General features: G+C 43.2%; 17 protein-coding genes. 6 read left to right on the forward strand and 11 right to left on the reverse strand.

Annotated features, from left to right (window positions below):
- Positions 1–4: 4 nt before the first annotated feature.
- A complete protein-coding gene (locus IGQ44_00230) occupies positions 5–1,063 on the reverse strand; it encodes a Gfo/Idh/MocA family oxidoreductase (GenBank protein ID HIK36409.1) in 1,059 nt (352 codons plus the stop codon).
- 215 nt (positions 1,064–1,278) lie between these two features.
- Here IGQ44_00230 and IGQ44_00235 point away from each other — a divergent pair, with 215 nt between their 5' ends.
- On the forward strand, positions 1,279–2,469 hold the full coding sequence (locus IGQ44_00235) for a ferredoxin-NADP reductase (GenBank protein HIK36410.1): 1,191 nt from the start codon (positions 1,279–1,281) through the stop codon (positions 2,467–2,469).
- 83 nt (positions 2,470–2,552) lie between these two features.
- On the opposite strand, the gene IGQ44_00240 is transcribed toward IGQ44_00235, so the two are convergent.
- Positions 2,553–3,224, reverse strand: coding sequence for a DUF4335 domain-containing protein (locus IGQ44_00240; protein ID HIK36411.1), 672 nt, complete (start codon positions 3,222–3,224; stop codon positions 2,553–2,555).
- Between the two features lie 88 nt (positions 3,225–3,312).
- Complete coding sequence (locus IGQ44_00245; protein ID HIK36412.1) at positions 3,313–5,010, reverse strand: M61 family metallopeptidase; 1,698 nt, start codon at positions 5,008–5,010, stop codon at positions 3,313–3,315.
- A 259-nt stretch (positions 5,011–5,269) separates the two neighbouring features.
- Between IGQ44_00245 and IGQ44_00250 the strand changes: the two genes are divergently transcribed.
- Complete coding sequence (locus IGQ44_00250; GenBank protein HIK36413.1) at positions 5,270–6,298, forward strand: hypothetical protein; 1,029 nt, start codon at positions 5,270–5,272, stop codon at positions 6,296–6,298.
- Here IGQ44_00250 and cbiE read toward each other — a convergent pair.
- Entirely contained in the window at positions 6,295–7,518 is a 1,224-nt protein-coding gene (gene cbiE, locus IGQ44_00255) for a precorrin-6y C5,15-methyltransferase (decarboxylating) subunit CbiE (GenBank protein ID HIK36414.1), read from the reverse strand. The genes IGQ44_00250 and cbiE overlap by 4 nt on opposite strands.
- Positions 7,519–7,550: 32 nt before the next feature.
- On the opposite strand from cbiE, the gene cobG reads away from it, so the two are divergent.
- Positions 7,551–8,915 carry a precorrin-3B synthase gene (gene cobG / locus IGQ44_00260; protein HIK36415.1) on the forward strand — a complete coding sequence of 455 codons (1,365 nt, stop codon included), beginning with the start codon at positions 7,551–7,553 and terminating at the stop codon, positions 8,913–8,915.
- Between the two features lie 88 nt (positions 8,916–9,003).
- Here the strand turns inward: cobG and IGQ44_00265 are convergent, their stop codons facing one another.
- The 6 genes from IGQ44_00265 to IGQ44_00290 all read right to left on the reverse strand — a co-directional run bounded on the left by IGQ44_00265 (position 9,004) and on the right by IGQ44_00290 (position 11,106).
- Positions 9,004–9,120, reverse strand: a complete 117-nt coding sequence (locus IGQ44_00265; protein ID HIK36416.1) for a photosystem II reaction center protein J — start codon at positions 9,118–9,120, stop codon at positions 9,004–9,006.
- Between the two features lie 20 nt (positions 9,121–9,140).
- Complete coding sequence (locus IGQ44_00270; GenBank protein HIK36417.1) at positions 9,141–9,263, reverse strand: photosystem II reaction center protein L; 123 nt, start codon at positions 9,261–9,263, stop codon at positions 9,141–9,143.
- Positions 9,264–9,279: 16 nt separating this feature from the next.
- Positions 9,280–9,414, reverse strand: coding sequence for a cytochrome b559 subunit beta (locus IGQ44_00275; GenBank protein HIK36418.1), 135 nt, complete (start codon positions 9,412–9,414; stop codon positions 9,280–9,282).
- Between the two features lie 7 nt (positions 9,415–9,421).
- Positions 9,422–9,667, reverse strand: a complete 246-nt coding sequence (gene psbE / locus IGQ44_00280) for a cytochrome b559 subunit alpha (protein HIK36419.1) — start codon at positions 9,665–9,667, stop codon at positions 9,422–9,424.
- Positions 9,668–9,744: 77 nt separating this feature from the next.
- Positions 9,745–10,731, reverse strand: a complete 987-nt coding sequence (locus tag IGQ44_00285) for a photosynthesis system II assembly factor Ycf48 (protein ID HIK36420.1) — start codon at positions 10,729–10,731, stop codon at positions 9,745–9,747.
- A gap of 27 nt (positions 10,732–10,758) precedes the next feature.
- Complete coding sequence (locus IGQ44_00290) at positions 10,759–11,106, reverse strand: rubredoxin (GenBank protein ID HIK36421.1); 348 nt, start codon at positions 11,104–11,106, stop codon at positions 10,759–10,761.
- A 98-nt stretch (positions 11,107–11,204) separates the two neighbouring features.
- On the opposite strand from IGQ44_00290, the gene IGQ44_00295 reads away from it, so the two are divergent.
- From IGQ44_00295 to IGQ44_00305, 3 genes are all read left to right on the forward strand, one after another.
- Positions 11,205–12,215, forward strand: coding sequence for a DMT family transporter (locus IGQ44_00295; GenBank protein ID HIK36422.1), 1,011 nt, complete (start codon positions 11,205–11,207; stop codon positions 12,213–12,215).
- Between the two features lie 161 nt (positions 12,216–12,376).
- Positions 12,377–13,333: a pentapeptide repeat-containing protein gene (locus IGQ44_00300; protein HIK36423.1), complete on the forward strand. Its 957-nt coding sequence runs from the start codon at positions 12,377–12,379 to the stop codon at positions 13,331–13,333.
- 715 nt (positions 13,334–14,048) lie between these two features.
- A complete protein-coding gene (locus IGQ44_00305) occupies positions 14,049–14,210 on the forward strand; it encodes a hypothetical protein (protein ID HIK36424.1) in 162 nt (53 codons plus the stop codon).
- Positions 14,211–14,937: 727 nt separating this feature from the next.
- On the opposite strand, the gene IGQ44_00310 is transcribed toward IGQ44_00305, so the two are convergent.
- Positions 14,938–15,298: hypothetical protein (locus IGQ44_00310; GenBank protein HIK36425.1), on the reverse strand; the 361-nt coding region annotated here is incomplete at its 5' end.

Here is a 15,298-nt window from a genome sequence, read left to right on the forward strand (position 1 = left end):
ATAATTATATCCCCGCTAGTTCCAGCTGGGGCGAGTCTAACCATACTCTGCCATCCAAGGCTAACTGTTCAATGTAACTGGCCAACCGTAGAGCTTTCAAGGCTTGTTCGCCTCCCACAGACGGGGGTTTGCCTCCCCTCACACAACTTACAAAGTGTTCTAATTCTGCGTGTAAAGGCTCGATATTACTTGTGTATACCTTTTCGATCAAACCGTCTTGACGATAGAGAATTTGACCATAGTCGGTAGTACAATTGGCAGTAGTCTGACGGTGAATAAGAATCTCATTGTTGAGGAAATCAGCCTCTGTCAAACTATTACGACAATGGGCCACAAGACGACGAATTTTGCGGTGGGTAACCTTACTAGCCGTTACAGTGGCAACAATGCCATTGGCGAAATTTAAAGTGGCAGTGACATAATCAAGATAGGGGGATTCTGGCGCACGACTCCCACTGGCACTAAGTCTTGTAACAGGCGCCCCCGCCAATTCCATCAATAGATCCAAATCGTGTATCATTAAGTCTAGCACCACTGACACGTCATTGGCCCTTTGGGAATAAGGGCTCAAACGGTGCGCTTCCAATGCTAAAATGTGTTCCGTCTTCAATACCTTACTCAACTCCTGAAACGCCGGGTTGAATCTCTCTATATGCCCCACCTGTAAAATACAATTGTTGTCTGCCGCCGCATTCACCAACGACTCCGCCTCCTCTATACTGGCAGCAATGGGCTTTTCTATCAATACATGTATCCCCGCCTTGAGACAGTCTAACCCAACCTTGTAATGCAGCCTGGTGGGCACGGCAATACACACCGCCTCCACATGAGGCAACAAATCCAAGTAGTTTTCAAAAAAATGTACCCTGTATTTACTCGCCACATCTAAACCCCTTTCCACATTCACATCGGCAACCCCCACTAACTCCACATCCTTTAGTAAACTTAATACCCGCGTGTGGTGTTGCCCCATATTTCCCACTCCTATTACCCCCACCCTTAAAGGTTTTTCGTAGTTTTTATGTATTATCAAATGTTCAGAAGAAAGTCTTTGATTCTTCATCGGTTAAACACTCCTCAACACAAAATAATTTCCCACTTCATGGACTAAACTAACTCAGATACTATCACAGTTTTAATTGTATTTGGTCCGCAGTTGAGGTAAGATAAACACTGACGTCGTCTATATGACGTCATGTAGGCCTGCGTTGACATCATCATTAATTTAAGACAAACTTTAACTAAATTTCTAAAAATCAGGAGTATATTAAGAGTTAAATGAGTCCCTTTAACACTGTCAAAACCTTTGCCAATCCAGCCAATGACAACCGTCGTTTTCTCGTTGAAGTAGTGGGAATCTCCAAAAAGGATGGGAATAATTTCAACTATCCCATCCGCTTCTGTGGCAGCACTTTCATCGTAGTGCCCTATGCCAGAATGAACCAAGAAATGCGACGAATTCACCTGTTGGGAGGGAAAATCGTCAATATCACCCCCCTGGATGGGAATTCCACCGTTTCTTCCCCCCCAGCTAACCCTAACGTAAAAACTGATGTGAAACCCATGACTGTCAAATCCAAAGAGAAAAAAGACATCCCCCTTAACATCTATAAACCCTCTAACCCCTACATCGGCAAGTGTATTGAAAACTACGACTTGGTTGCCGAAGGGGGTAGTGGTATTGTCCGTCACATCACCTTCGACATCTCTGGCGGCAATCTCCGCTATCTAGAAGGCCAAAGTATCGGTATTATCCCCCCCGGCGTCGACAAAAATGGCAAACCCCATAAAGTACGTTTGTACTCTATCGCCTCTACCCGCCATGGCGATACCAGAGACGGCCAAACTGTATCTCTCTGTGTACGCCTGTTAGAATACAAAAATGAAGCAGGAGAAACAGTATATGGGGTATGTTCCAGTTACCTTTGTAACCTGAAAGTAGGGGAAGAAGTTAAAATAACTGGGCCAGTAGGAAAAGAAATGCTACTGCCAGACGATGAAGAGGCTAATATTATCATGTTAGCCACCGGCACCGGCATCGCACCCTTCCGTGCCTTCCTGTGGCGGATGTTTAAAGAAAAAGACTTAAACCCCGACTATCAGTTTAGAGGATTTGCCTGGTTGATTTTCGGCATCCCCTATACTCAGAATATCCTCTATAGGCAGGATTTGGAAGAGATGGCCGCCCAGTATCCCAACCACTTCCGTCTCACCTATGCCATCAGCCGGGAGCAGAAAACCCCTGACGGTGGTAAAATGTATGTCCAAAATCGTGTCAGCGAGTATGCCGATCAGTTGTTTGAATTAATACAAAAACCCAATACTCATGTTTACATGTGTGGTTTGAAAGGGATGGAACCCCCCATCTCCGAAACCTTCGCCGCTGAAGCCGCAAAAAGAGGCATGAATTGGGAAGAATTGCGCAAACAGATGAAGAAAGAAGAGCGTTGGCACGTGGAGGTATACTAGGGACTAGGGATTAGGATGTAGGGGTTTGTTATGATAAAGGGGCGGCATTGCAATACAAAACTCATATTGCAGTACGCCCTTTTTTATTGCCCCGGTTTTGGTGTTTCTAGGGGTATCGGCGCCACAGGCTGACTGGTTTCGTTTCTGGGAGGCCTTGGTTCTTGATTTGGGTCTTTTATTGTGCTAGGATGGGGCATTAAGAAAAGAACAACCGCCGCCGCCGCAAAGAACACAAATCCCAAGGCAGCCGGTGCACTCTGTTCTACTGGGTTTTTCTCCCCTCTTTTATAATGTCTTGGTAAGGGCTTGACTTCGTCCCTTAATTGTGGTAGAGTGTAGGGGTCTACTATTAACTGGTCTAAAGTGTCCAACAAGTCGAAAAGCTGAACTGTAGTTAATTCTATTTGCCACTGTTTCTCTATATTGTCCTTTTCAGGTTGCCAGGTCAGCAGGTGTCTTTTTCTTTCTGGGATAAAACTAAAAGAGATATGGTGGTGATTGTCAGCAAATTCCACAGGGTGTGGTAAGCCGCTTAAGAATTGTTGACAGTAGGCACTAGTTGCCCTTAATAAGTGTTCTAAGAAGACTAACCCCCCCTGTAAAGTTAAAGGATGGCCCACTATTTGCAAGTTAACTAGACTCACCACTGACATGGTGGGTAGAGGGGTTTGATTGTTTTTCTCCTCTTGGGCAAAACCCTGTAAAGAGAGAATACAATTGGGAGAGGTGTATACTCGTTCCACAAGCTGACTCATACTAGTAGAATAACACAGTTATTGTATTGGCCTACAATTATAAACCCCCACCCCATACAGGTTTATGATTATAAATCCCTATACCCCCTCATGGAACAAAACCAAGCCATTGTCGCAGATTTTCCTTTTGTCGTTGACTAAGACGTTTGCGAATTCTCACTTGATAACTACCCAGGGGAGAAGCTAAACAGACTTTTACTGTTTTCAGAATATCCTTCTGGAAGACAGTCAACTCAATCCAGTCTCCCACTTGGTAGTCTTGCAGTCTATCTGAGAGGGTTTCCGCCGTTACCCTAAAACCATCTATAGCTAATAACTCATCCCCCGCACAAATCCCCCCCTTCCCCGCCGGCGAGTTGGCATCCACAAAGGTAATTCTATCTACGTTTCCCTCCCTTTGCACATTTATCCCCAGATAGGGAGTATTATTTTCCTCTGCCTTGGGCTCTAAAATTAAACCAAATGGTTCAAAATATTTATTAAAGGGTAGTTCTGTTGTTGTCTCCAGACATAAATGTAAAAATTCTGATAAATCCTGGTTGGCTACCTCCTCAATCACCCCCTGTAATTCCTCCGGGGTAAAGCCAATTTCCTCCCTCCCGAATCTTTGCCACATTATCCTCATCACATCATCAAAAGATTTACGGTTATCACTGTTATTCCTTATCAGTAAATCCAGCAACATTGTCACTAATTCTCCCTTGAGATAGTAAGATATTTGATTGTTTTTACTATAGGCATCCTGTCTATATAACTTAATCCAGGCGTCAAAACTAGACTCAGATAAAGACTGAATCTTCCTTCCCGGAGTGTTGAAATACTGACTTATTTCCTTGCTTAGCAATTCCAGAAATCTTGAAACACCATATATCCCCGCCCGCAGGGGAATCAGTAAATCATAGTAACTGGTAGCCCCCTCACAAAACCACAACGATGTGGTATAATTCTCCTGGTCGTAATCGAATTTTTCTAACTCCTTAGGACGAATTCTTTTCACATTCCAAAGGTGGAAAAACTCATGAGCCACTAACTGCATAAATTGATAATATTTCTCTGGTTTCCGAAAGCCAAAACGATGGTAATTTAAAACACAACAATTTTTGTGCTCCAACCCGCCAAACCCCTCCCCCGACAGATGCAGGATGAATTTGTATTCTGAATAGGGGAGACTGCCAAAGATTTCCGCCGTGGTTTTTATGATTCTCTTGGTATCATAAATTACTCGGTCTATGTCTATATTTCCCCTCCCCCAAACAACCCACTGATGGGGCTTATCATCTACAGTGAAATCATACACCTCCTGGACACCTATTTCAAAGGGACTATCCACCAAGGTGTCAAAATTTTCTGCCAAAAATGTGTTCTTATTTTTAGTAGCAGGAAGAGGGGTAGATATCCGCCAATTATCGGGAGAAAAAATAGTCACCGTGATGGGATGAGCTTCATAGTTCGGTATATAAAAAAATAAAGCAGCGCCATTGAAAAAACCGTGAGTTGAATCCAGATGATTAGTCCTTACCGTCAACTCGTTGCTATACACCTGATATTTTATCATAATATCATCGCAATCTTCTGTAAAGACTAGCCAATGATTCTTCCTCAATTTCCGCCATTGCAGGGGTTTTTTACTCCTACCATAGGCCTGAAAATTTTGTACGTTTCTACTATATTCTCTTATTAAATATGAACCTGGAGTCCACACCGGCATCTTCAAATTCAACTGGTTTTCCCTCCAATTACTCACCCTCAATTCCACCTCAAATAAGTGAGATTCTGGTTGAGGCATTGCTACCCTATAACTGAGGCTTATTTCCTTCTCTTCCATTGCACTTTGCCATCTTATAACTCCCATCTATTTTAACAAAACTTAGCAAATCATCCACTCAGTGGGGTAGCCTCTGCCAGTAAAAACCTTTAAGTATTTCTCGTAAGAGAAAATTTTTAATGGTAAAAAAAATAAAATACTCTGGACAAAAAAGCCACAAAAAATCTATAATTTACTCAGAGTAAAATTTACAGCATTAGCCGATACAAAGGAGAGGCATATGCTTAAAAAAATAGCTTCTTTCCTGCAAAAAGATGTGAGCGAGTTGGTAAAGGGAGGCCAACAAAAAAAAGAAGTACCAGAAAGTGGTGTTAGTTTACATAACCAATTTCTGGCAGAGATGAAAGTCTTAGCATCCATCGCCAAGACACTAGATAATCCCAATTTTAAAACCCCCGACTTCGGCTACTATCTGGAAATAAAATCGCACTTCCTATCAAATGACAAGGGCTACGAGGGGTTGAATGAGATTGTGGAATTATTGTCTCTGGCAGTTTCTGCCCAAAGTAGTTTCCAACAAATGGCACAAATAGAATTGCGTTATTTGAGCAGTAAACAACAAGAGTATTATAATTTTGTTTTTCTCCTTTTGGAAGAAATGTTTGGCGACGAGCCTCAAGGGAAAGAAAACCACAATAATCAGCCAAGAAAACGTTATGACAGGCAAGAATTTTTGCGGAAAATTCGGGAGAAATTAGAAGAGATTACACCGGAGTTGAAGACAGAGGAAGGAAGACAAGCATTGGTAGAGTATAAAGACTGTCTAGAAAGTTTGGCTAGCGAAAGGGAATTCGGCTTGAAACTGTTATACCTCTTCAAAAGATACAACTTCACCGATTTTGCCACCCTACGAACTATATCTGACATGATGGCTTATTTGCAAGATAAAAATGTAAAAAATATGAAGGCGATGGAGGATTTGGTGGAGAAGAATCAACATATATTTGTTTCCTTGGGGAGGATAATTGGGTTGCCAAGAAACAGAGAAAATCCAGAAACCTACGGAAAAATGTTACAATACCTGGTGCTGGAAAGCAAGCACAAAAACACCATACAACAGTTTATGAAATTAATGGAGGTAATGAATTCCTGGAAAGAATTCTATGGCAAACTCCTAGAAATTAGAAGTCAATATCCGGAAAATGAGTATCAACTCCCACCAGAATTCAAAAAAGAAATACCCGGCTTGTCTATCTACGAGAATTACGAAAAATACATCAGGCTTTTTGAGGAAAAAGTAAACAGTTAGGGTTTGACAACCACATACTGGGTGACAGGAGTCATTGGCTTCCAGGAGAAAAACTTGCCAAGAGGAGTAGCCTTTTGGATAGCCAGACGAATAAGATTCCCTCCCCACTTTCGGAGGCATCGGTATAATATCGCCTCACCCTCCACAGTGACAGTATTAGCCACCAGTTTGCCACCCGGTTTGAGAAACTGCCAACAGGTTTCTACCAGTTGTGGGGTAGTAATGCCGCCGCCTATGAATATGGCATCTGGGGAGGGAAGATTATGTAGGGCTTCAGGCGCACTCCCTGCTATAATCTGCAAATGAGGAGTGCCCAAAGCAATAGCATTGTCGGCGATATACTGTAGACGCTGAGGGTGTTTCTCAATGGCAATAGCTTTACAACGAGAATCACTACGAAGCCATTCTATACTAATTGAACCACATCCTGCCCCCACATCCCAAAGAAGTTGATAGGGCAAAGGAGATAGAGTAGAGAGGGTTATAGCACGGATTTCCCTTTTTGTCAACTGTCCATCATTCAGATAAGCCTCGTCAGGCAACCCGGGAATACGGGGATTGAGAATAGGGGTAGCCGGAGAATCCGGATGACAGACAACAGCAATAGTATTCAAGTCAGCCAAGTCAGCGTGATGCCATTGACAAGCTATTCCCTTGACAATTCTTTCCCTCTTACCACCGAGACATTCCAAAACCACCATTTCTGAGTTGCCATAACCCTTTTGTGTGAGGAGGGAAGCCACCTGTAGAGGAGTTTGCCCATTAGCGCTTAGAATTAATAAACGAGCCTGGGGGTATAAAAAGCGATGTAGTAAAGCAAAATTACGCCCACATAGACTAACAGTTTCCACCTCAGACAACGACCAACCCAAACGAGCACAAGCTAAACTAAAAACAGAAGGGGAAGGAATAATAGTAATCTCCTGTAGAGGGAAACGACGGCAAAGAGTAACCCCAATACCATACCACATAGGGTCACCACTAGCCAAGACACAAACTGCCTTGCCTCGGTATGTCTCTATTTCCTGGAGAGAGTTTTCCAAGGGGGATTGTAAAACAATTTTTTTCCTGGTATCCTCAGGGGATAAAAACTCAAGGTGACGTCTACCACCAGCAATCACCTCCGCCTGTTGCAGTAGAAACCTAGCCACAGGGGAAAGAGACTCTAAACCCTCTTCGGTTATGCCTATAATAGACAACCACTTGCCATAATTAGTCATAATAGAGTCTGACTAGAAAGGGAGGAGAAAAATTGAATTGGCCACTACCAGCAAAGAAATGCCCAGGATTATATTATGGCACGGAAGCAAAAGATGGATTTCTACTCAGAATAAGAGTTGCCGGGGGAATACTAACTCTGCCACAGATGGAAGCCATAGAATTACTATTAGACTGCTGTAAACAGGAGAAGATACAGGTTACCAATAGGGGAAACCTACAACTGAGGGGGTTAACACAGTCGCCTCCCAACTATATCTACCAGAAACTACAAGAAGTTGGTTTAGCCAGTCGTCAATTACAAATAGATCATCTGCGTAATATAATGATAAGCCCCACGGCAGGCATTGATGCAGAAGAATTGGTAGATACCCGTGTTTGGCTGAAACAGATAATCACCTACATGGAAGATAACCCCAACAAAATAGCAACCCTACCTGCTAAATTCAGTATTGGCATAGATGGAGGCGGTATTGTAGGTATTGGCAGTCGTCCTAGTGTTTTAGCATACCACCGCTATAACGAAATCCAGTTTACCGCCACCAGGGTAAAAGAGAGAATACTATTTCACCTGGAGTTTGGGGGGAGAAAGACACTCATCCCCACCGGCATTCTTATACCCCCAGAATATCTAATAACCTGTTTGGATAGCCTGATAGAGATATATCGCCAGCATATAAACAGTAATATAGACAGTAAAAAGGTAGGGCATCGTTTACCAGACTTGATACAACAGTGGGGAGTGTCAGAATATTGGCGTCGGGTAACAGAGGTAAATAGTTTCCCTTACGAGACAAAAGAGGTGAAATTACCCCCCACCCCTTCTACAACCCACCTAGGATTGTACAGACAAAAACAGGAGGGGTTATACTATTTGGGAGTAGCCCCATCCCTAGGCTATATTACTAAAAAACAATGGCGGGGGTTAATGCAGTTGGTAGAAAAAACCGGCTGTGGCGAAATACGTCTTACCCCCTGGCAGTCAATCATAATTCCCAACCTGTCTGATGACACCACAAAACAGACAACAGCATCCCTAGAAGAGTTAGGATTATCTGTAAGGGAAAACAACAGTAGAGGGAAAGTGGTAGCTTGCGTAGGGAAAACCGGTTGCAAGGCAGCAATAACAGAATCAGAAACCCATGCCAGGGTGGCAATAGGGCATCTACAAGGGAGAAAACAAGACAAACACTCCTTCACCATCCATTTTAGCGGCTGCGGCAAGTGCTGCGCCCAAACCACACCAGCCACATTGAGTTTTATCGGCTGTTGGTTGTGGCGAGACGGCAAAGCAGTAGAAGGCTATAAAATCTACCACAAGGAGTCACTAATAGCATCGTTAGCCGCAGAAAAAGCCATATCTCTTCTCCCAGAATTGTTGAAAAGTCTAGACAGCTAGAAAAAAAAACAGCCGCGCCTAGGTAGGAAAACCAGTCTACCACCACGGCTGGCGCGAATCTAGAGGCATTATATTATCGTCATTTTTATTATAGAGAAGAACCGAGACCGGAGTAGGCACCATAGAAGAAAATCCCCACCACCACTAAAATCCCAGTCACAGCTATAGTGCCTACTATCCAGAGGGGGATTCTGGCTTCTCCCATACAAACCTCCTTATGCTATTCTAATTGAAAAAGTAACTAGAAAATAACAGACCCAATACAGAAATCAATAACAAACCCAAGTACAGCGAAGTACGGTTTAATTCAACCGGCATTCTGTTTGGGTTAGGATTTTTTTGAAGCATACTTGTCACCCCTTTATTATCTTTGGATAAACTGCATAGCAGTGATGGCGCCAATAAAGAAGACAGTAGGTACAGCTAACAGGTGTACGGCTAACCATCTTACAGTAAAAATAGGATAAGATACTGGTTCGTTAGGATTCCGACTAGTCATAGGCCCCCTATTTAGTAAACTCTTCTATTTGTTTGATAGCATTGTAACGGTCGGTTATAATAGGCAATTCCTGACGAGTTTCAGTGAAATACTCATCAGGACGAGGTGTACCGAATATATCATAAGCCAAACCGGTGCTGACAAACAACCAGCCGGCAATGAATAACATAGGTATAGTAATACTGTGGATAACCCAGTAACGGACACTGGTAATAATATCAGAGAATGGGCGCTCACCGGTGCTACCTGCCATAATTAAACCTATCCTCCTACTACTATTCGTTAACTAATTTACAACATCTAGGGTAAAGCAGGAAGAGACAAAGGCCTCTAAGCCGACTTTTCTGTTTCATATTTTAACAGAACACCACGCTCCCCCAAAACAAAACCTTTATCGTCGGGGAAGAAAAGGATTTTATAGAAATTAGAGGGGATAGATTCCACTTCTGTATCCTTCTGCCAAGTTTTGCCACCATCCCTACTCACCAACAAATCCCCACTGCCACCCGCCAACCAGATTTCCCCATCGTGAGTAGCTAAATCTAAGAAACCCCAACCTGCGCCCTTTTCCGGCGTTATCGCTTCCCCCCAGTCTTCTGGATTAGGGGTGGAGGTTAGCTGAATTTGCCCCCCCCTTGCAATCAACCACATTCTCCCATCTTCAAAAAACCCCATATTCTGTAGACGACGAGAGGAAGTGCGTTGATGAGGAGTCCATTGTTTTTGTCCCGGTTCCCAGGTAGAATAGAAATTACCACGGGAACTTACGGCTACATACTTCCCATCCGCTGAGCGGTTGATGTTACGGGCAACCCCCACAGCAGCCTCTACTAGGGCTTTCCAGGTTTTGCCCCCATCAGTAGTCTTGTAAATGGCACCCAGATTGGTTACCATTTCTGCAGTGCCCTCCCCTAGGGCTATTATATCATAGGGGCCCCCCGGTAACTGGTCGCTCAGGGGTATTCTCTCCCAGTTATCCCCCCCATCTTTAGTATGTAACAACATAGAGGGTACACCTGTAATCCAGCCCTCCTGCCCACAAAAACTAACACCAGTAAAATCCACCTTCTCGTCTTCTAACACAACAATCTTCTTCTGCCAGGTTTCCCCTCCATCCCTAGTCTCAAATAAAGCAGCTTTTGTGCCTACCAACCAACCTCTTTTACCATCATCGGTAAAGGCTAAGTCGGCAAAGGTAGCATCCGTATCCAACTGAATCAGTTTCCAGGGATTCTTCTCCAATGAGGGTATGGAAGCACACCCCAGACACAGATAACAAACTACTATAGACACTACAACGGTCCTTATTAGCCTCATAAAACCACAATTCTGCTAGACTAATATCTAATCTAAGGCATATAGGCTCATAAAGAAGAGAAATGCCAAGATTAAAGAGCCATAAATGAGAATACTCTTCTGTCTTGGCGTCAGACGATTCACCCCAAAACCATAGTCCAGATTTTCCGCAAACCCCGAGGGGGCATCACTGGCACCTATATTCACAAACGCACTTTTCCCGGCGCCACACACCGGGCAACGCCAGCTCCTCGGCAAATCCGCAAAAGCCGTCCCAGGTGCTATATTTCTTTTAGGATCCCCTTTTGCCGGAATATACCTGTAACCGCATAACCTACATTCGTAACTAGGTGAAGCTAGTTCAGCCAGGGTTTTCTCTTTGCCAGCCTCAGTCATCTCCTATTACCCCCAATCTGGTTTATTAAGAATTATTACATAAAACCCCTCCTTAGCGTAAGATGAAAAAATGTAACAATTCAGGAGGAAACAAGTCAATGAACCTAAAACAATGGTCCTGGTTTAGGCCTATAATGCTAATCTCCCCCTTTTTCTTGTGGGGCACAGCCATGGTGGCAATGAAAAGTGTAATGCCTCAGACAACCCCCCTATTCCTAGCCGCAGTGCGAATTCTACCGGCCGGCTTATTGATTTTGTTGGTAGCATTATTATCAGGACGGAGTTTTCAAACCAGTTGGCGGGGTTGGGGGTGGGTTATCCTCTTCACCCTAGTAGATGGCTGCATGTTTCAGGGGTTTTTAGGAGAGGGTTTAGCCCGTACTGGTGCCGGTTTAGGTTCTGTTATGATAGACTCCCAGCCATTAGCAGTGGCCATTTTTTCCCGTTGGCTATTTCAGGAAGAGATTGGGGGATGGGGTTGGTTTGGTTTATTCATTGGTATAATTGGCATTAGTTTAATTGGACTGCCCGACCAGTGGATTTATAGTGCCCTAGGAGGCGATTTTTCCTTTTTTGTCACCTGGCAAACCCTTTTTAAAAATGGTGAATGGTTGATGTTGTTAGCCTCCTTGTCAATGGCTGTAGGCACTGTTATGATACCCTTTATTTCCCGTCATATAGACACAGTAGTTGCCACCGGTTGGCACCTATTTCTTGCCGGTTTAATTCTTCTTCTCCTCAGTCTTCAATTTGAGTCCTCCCAGTGGCTTAACTTAGATTTTTTTGCTTGGTTGTCCCTTTCCTATGCTGCTGTTTTTGGGAGTGCCATCGCCTATGGCACATTCTTCTTTTTGGCCTCTAGAGGCAATTTAACCAGTCTCAGTGCCCTCACCTTTTTGACACCCGTTTTCGCCCTTACCTTTGGTAATTTGCTGTTAGGAGAAAAACTATCCAACCTCCAATGGCAAGGGGTTTGTCTTACTCTTTTTAGCATCTATATAATCAACCAAAGGGAGAAAATTCCGCAAATTATTTCCGTAAAACTCCCACCTCCATTCCCCAGTCTCCTTCGGGGAAGATGGAGACTAGAAAAAGACTCAAATGAGTGACAAATAAAAAGGGATTTGTACGCCAATTCCATGGAGTAGAAAGAAATCAGCCCTATTCCCCTTGAGTGGAAACTTGAATTAAATAAGAATAAACAAGGCACCACAAGCATTAGTGGAGATGACAACATGGGAATAACTAGAAGGACATAACGAATAGCTTTATGCGCCTGGAGGAGTTGCTGAAGTCCTATGAAAAGGGGGAAAGAAATTTCAGCGGGGGGGAATTCTCTTCAGAAGAGATAATAGGCCTAAATTTGATAGAAATTGACCTAAGCCGGGCTAACTTACAGTGGGCAAATTTGAGTGGAAGTGACTTGAGTGGTAGCGAATTACTTCAGGCGGATTTGAGTAACAGTCGTCTAATTGGCACCAAGATGATTGGGGCAAATTTGACAAATGCCAATATTACCAATTCAGACTTGAGCTGGGCAAATTTGAGCAGTGCAAACCTCTCAAGGGCAGACTTAAGTCACAGTAATTTAAACAATTCCTCCTTGATAAATAGCGATTTTAGTTATGCTAAATTGAAAAATTGCAGTTTTAAGAATGCAAATTTGAGTGGAGCAAATTTCACAAGAGCAGACTTGTCCGGCGCGAATTTAGAAGGGTTAGATTTAACAGGCGCAGACTTCACACAAGCAGATTTATCTGGAGCAAATCTCCAAGGTTGCGATCTATCAGAAGCCAAATTAAACAGGGCGTGTTTGTCAAAGTGTCACCTAGAAAAGGCAGACTTGAGTCAGGCGACATTGCAGGGAGTAAACCTGGAAAAGGCTAACCTACAAGGGGCCGATTTTAGGGGAATAATCCTGAAAAATACATACCAGAGCGAAGTAAAAATTTCCAAAGTAACGGTGAAAATTAGCAAGAAAAAAATACTGTTTGTCGCAGCCCTAATGCAAGAAGTTAACCTGAAAAATTCCAAAATCAGAAATGGGATTTTCGACTTAACCAATCTGACACAGGCTAATCTGGAAGGGGCTATTTTGCAACAAGCAGACTTGACCAGCTCTGATTTATCCTATAGCATCCTTAAAGAGGCAAATTTCCGTAATAGTCTCCTCAAAGAAGTGGCTTTTGCCGGCGCAACCATGCCAGATGGCAGTGTCCACCCCTAAAACCAGTAAAAATTCACCTTGGCGGCGATATTTAATTTAGAAACCGCCCCGGCATAGCTTCAACAGTAAAATGAAGGATAAACCTATGCCAAATACCAGAAAAATACCAAGACAAAATCAGGAATAAAAAGAGGTGGCATTGTTGGAGAATAAAAAGAGCCATTTCTAGAGATAATAACAAACAATACCATCGGCATTTAAAGAAAAGTAAACACAAAATCAAAACCCCCTATCGCCCCTTACCTTAGACAAAAATTTCCACAACTACTGGCAACAAATAAAAGAAAATCTCCCCACACCTCAGCCATAAATTAAGTTTCTTGTTTTCTCCCTAGCCCCTGACAAATTTTTCTAACCCTTGACAAATTTTTTATTTTTATCTACAATGAGGTAGTAGAATGGGGCGTGGTGTGCGCATGTGAGTCGAGCCCTTAGGCAGACGGCGCAAATGGCGGCAAAGAAAAACAACTTCAACAGCCTCCTGGAACCGGGGTTGTAGGCCTTTCACGGGAGCTGCCCTTGACACGGTCCTTGTTTTTGCTTATAATAGTAATTAGAATGGGTGGGGGTGTGCCCATATAGGGTGGGTTCAAGGGGGTGGCGGCAAGACGGTTTCACTCGGCAGCTAAAAGTCTTAGAAAAGTAACCGGGGAATTCTGCCACTGTCGAAAGTATAACTTCCTTAACGGTTGAAGAGGATTTTCCCCCCCCGACGGTGAAACAGAAGAGGATTAACGGCCTCCTATCACAAGGCATTGGCATCCCAATTAATGGCGTAGTCAGTGGCATTGCCAGCAGGGGAAAGGAGGGAAGGGGAAAGACTTTTGATTTGTCAAAAGCAGTAGGTATTCATGTTGACGGCTTGTTGGCAGGATAGTCAGGCGAAGACATTGTTTGAGATTTATGCAAGAGAATGTTTGCTAACACTGAATTATCTACTTGAGAGTATTCCACTAACTTGGAAAAGATACACCCATCGAGTTTTTAATTGGATGGGAGTATAGGGGGATTAGTGGTTTATACAGCGATACGACTGGTTGACTAATAACGGTTGTCTGGCAGGCTAGTTATACTGATGCTGTTGCCAACAACCAGCCGCGGGGGTAAAGAAAATAATACTGGTTTTTTCCTTGAGGGTATACCACTAGGAAAATATACACCCATTGACTTATTAGCCCTATAACAGAGTATAGCAACACCAATAGTTTGTATGACGAGGTGATGGGATTGCTTACAGGGAGAAAACTAAAGATAGTCATTCATTAGATAGGCTTGTAAGGGTGATGAGGCTAAAATGACTACTTGGGAGGAGAAGGGATGTGGCTGGTGGTTTATCCTCATCCCACTAACAGAGAAAAGAGACACCCACCTGCCTACATTCACCTGAAAAGGAAAGTAGTAAATGACAATAGATGATGGTATTGCTGACAGGGAGAAAACTGTTTACTATTGGTTTTGGTTTTGATTTTGACTTTGATTTGTAGCCTAGGTAGTCTTGTGGATAGTGATACCAACCATTTTTGGCTTTTTGCGGCAAGAGAAGAGATGTCTGCCGGTTGTTTATCTCAGGCATACTGCTGGGGAAAGATACACTCATTTTCTTATTAACTGCTTGACTTGTTGTCTGAAAAGAGGGTTGCATTGTAGCTGAAATAGGAATAACAGTGGTTGGTGGGGGGGATGACTAATACTGACTGTTGGCTTATTTGTTTATTGAGATAGGGGTGTGTTAGTTGCCATTGGTTGTCTCCGACTTGAATTATACCTTCATTGGATGTAGTTTCATTCTTCCCCTTATGGGTATAAGGGGGGAATAATAAAACCAAATTTGCTAGAGGCTTCTCTTGTGGTATAATCGTCTTACCGGAAGAGGGGAATAAAGACTGGTTGTCTGAAGGAGGAAAATATCTCCTTGCCGACTGATTATCTGAAGCAATAGTTTCTTTGACTGGAAAGGTGGGGCAA

Source organism: Geminocystis sp. M7585_C2015_104 (genome assembly GCA_015295805.1).
In the GTDB taxonomy this organism is placed as follows: domain Bacteria; phylum Cyanobacteriota; class Cyanobacteriia; order Cyanobacteriales; family Cyanobacteriaceae; genus DVEF01.

Excerpts from the sequence above, each read along its gene's own strand:
- IGQ44_00300 (HIK36423.1), top strand. The coding sequence starts at position 12,377 with ATGCGCCTGGAGGAGTTGCTGAAGTCCTATGAAAAGGGGGAAAGAAAT.
- cbiE (HIK36414.1), bottom strand. The coding sequence starts at position 7,518 with ATGACTAATTATGGCAAGTGGTTGTCTATTATAGGCATAACCGAAGAG.
- IGQ44_00290 (HIK36421.1), bottom strand. The coding sequence starts at position 11,106 with ATGACTGAGGCTGGCAAAGAGAAAACCCTGGCTGAACTAGCTTCACCT.
- IGQ44_00240 (HIK36411.1), bottom strand. The coding sequence starts at position 3,224 with ATGAGTCAGCTTGTGGAACGAGTATACACCTCTCCCAATTGTATTCTC.
- IGQ44_00265 (HIK36416.1), bottom strand. The coding sequence starts at position 9,120 with ATGGGAGAAGCCAGAATCCCCCTCTGGATAGTAGGCACTATAGCTGTG.
- IGQ44_00250 (HIK36413.1), top strand. The coding sequence starts at position 5,270 with ATGCTTAAAAAAATAGCTTCTTTCCTGCAAAAAGATGTGAGCGAGTTG.
- IGQ44_00270 (HIK36417.1), bottom strand. The coding sequence starts at position 9,263 with ATGCTTCAAAAAAATCCTAACCCAAACAGAATGCCGGTTGAATTAAAC.
- IGQ44_00235 (HIK36410.1), top strand. The coding sequence starts at position 1,279 with ATGAGTCCCTTTAACACTGTCAAAACCTTTGCCAATCCAGCCAATGAC.
- IGQ44_00245 (HIK36412.1), bottom strand. The coding sequence starts at position 5,010 with ATGCCTCAACCAGAATCTCACTTATTTGAGGTGGAATTGAGGGTGAGT.
- IGQ44_00295 (HIK36422.1), top strand. The coding sequence starts at position 11,205 with ATGAACCTAAAACAATGGTCCTGGTTTAGGCCTATAATGCTAATCTCC.
- IGQ44_00275 (HIK36418.1), bottom strand. The coding sequence starts at position 9,414 with ATGACTAGTCGGAATCCTAACGAACCAGTATCTTATCCTATTTTTACT.
- psbE (HIK36419.1), bottom strand. The coding sequence starts at position 9,667 with ATGGCAGGTAGCACCGGTGAGCGCCCATTCTCTGATATTATTACCAGT.
- IGQ44_00230 (HIK36409.1), bottom strand. The coding sequence starts at position 1,063 with ATGAAGAATCAAAGACTTTCTTCTGAACATTTGATAATACATAAAAAC.
- IGQ44_00285 (HIK36420.1), bottom strand. The coding sequence starts at position 10,731 with ATGAGGCTAATAAGGACCGTTGTAGTGTCTATAGTAGTTTGTTATCTG.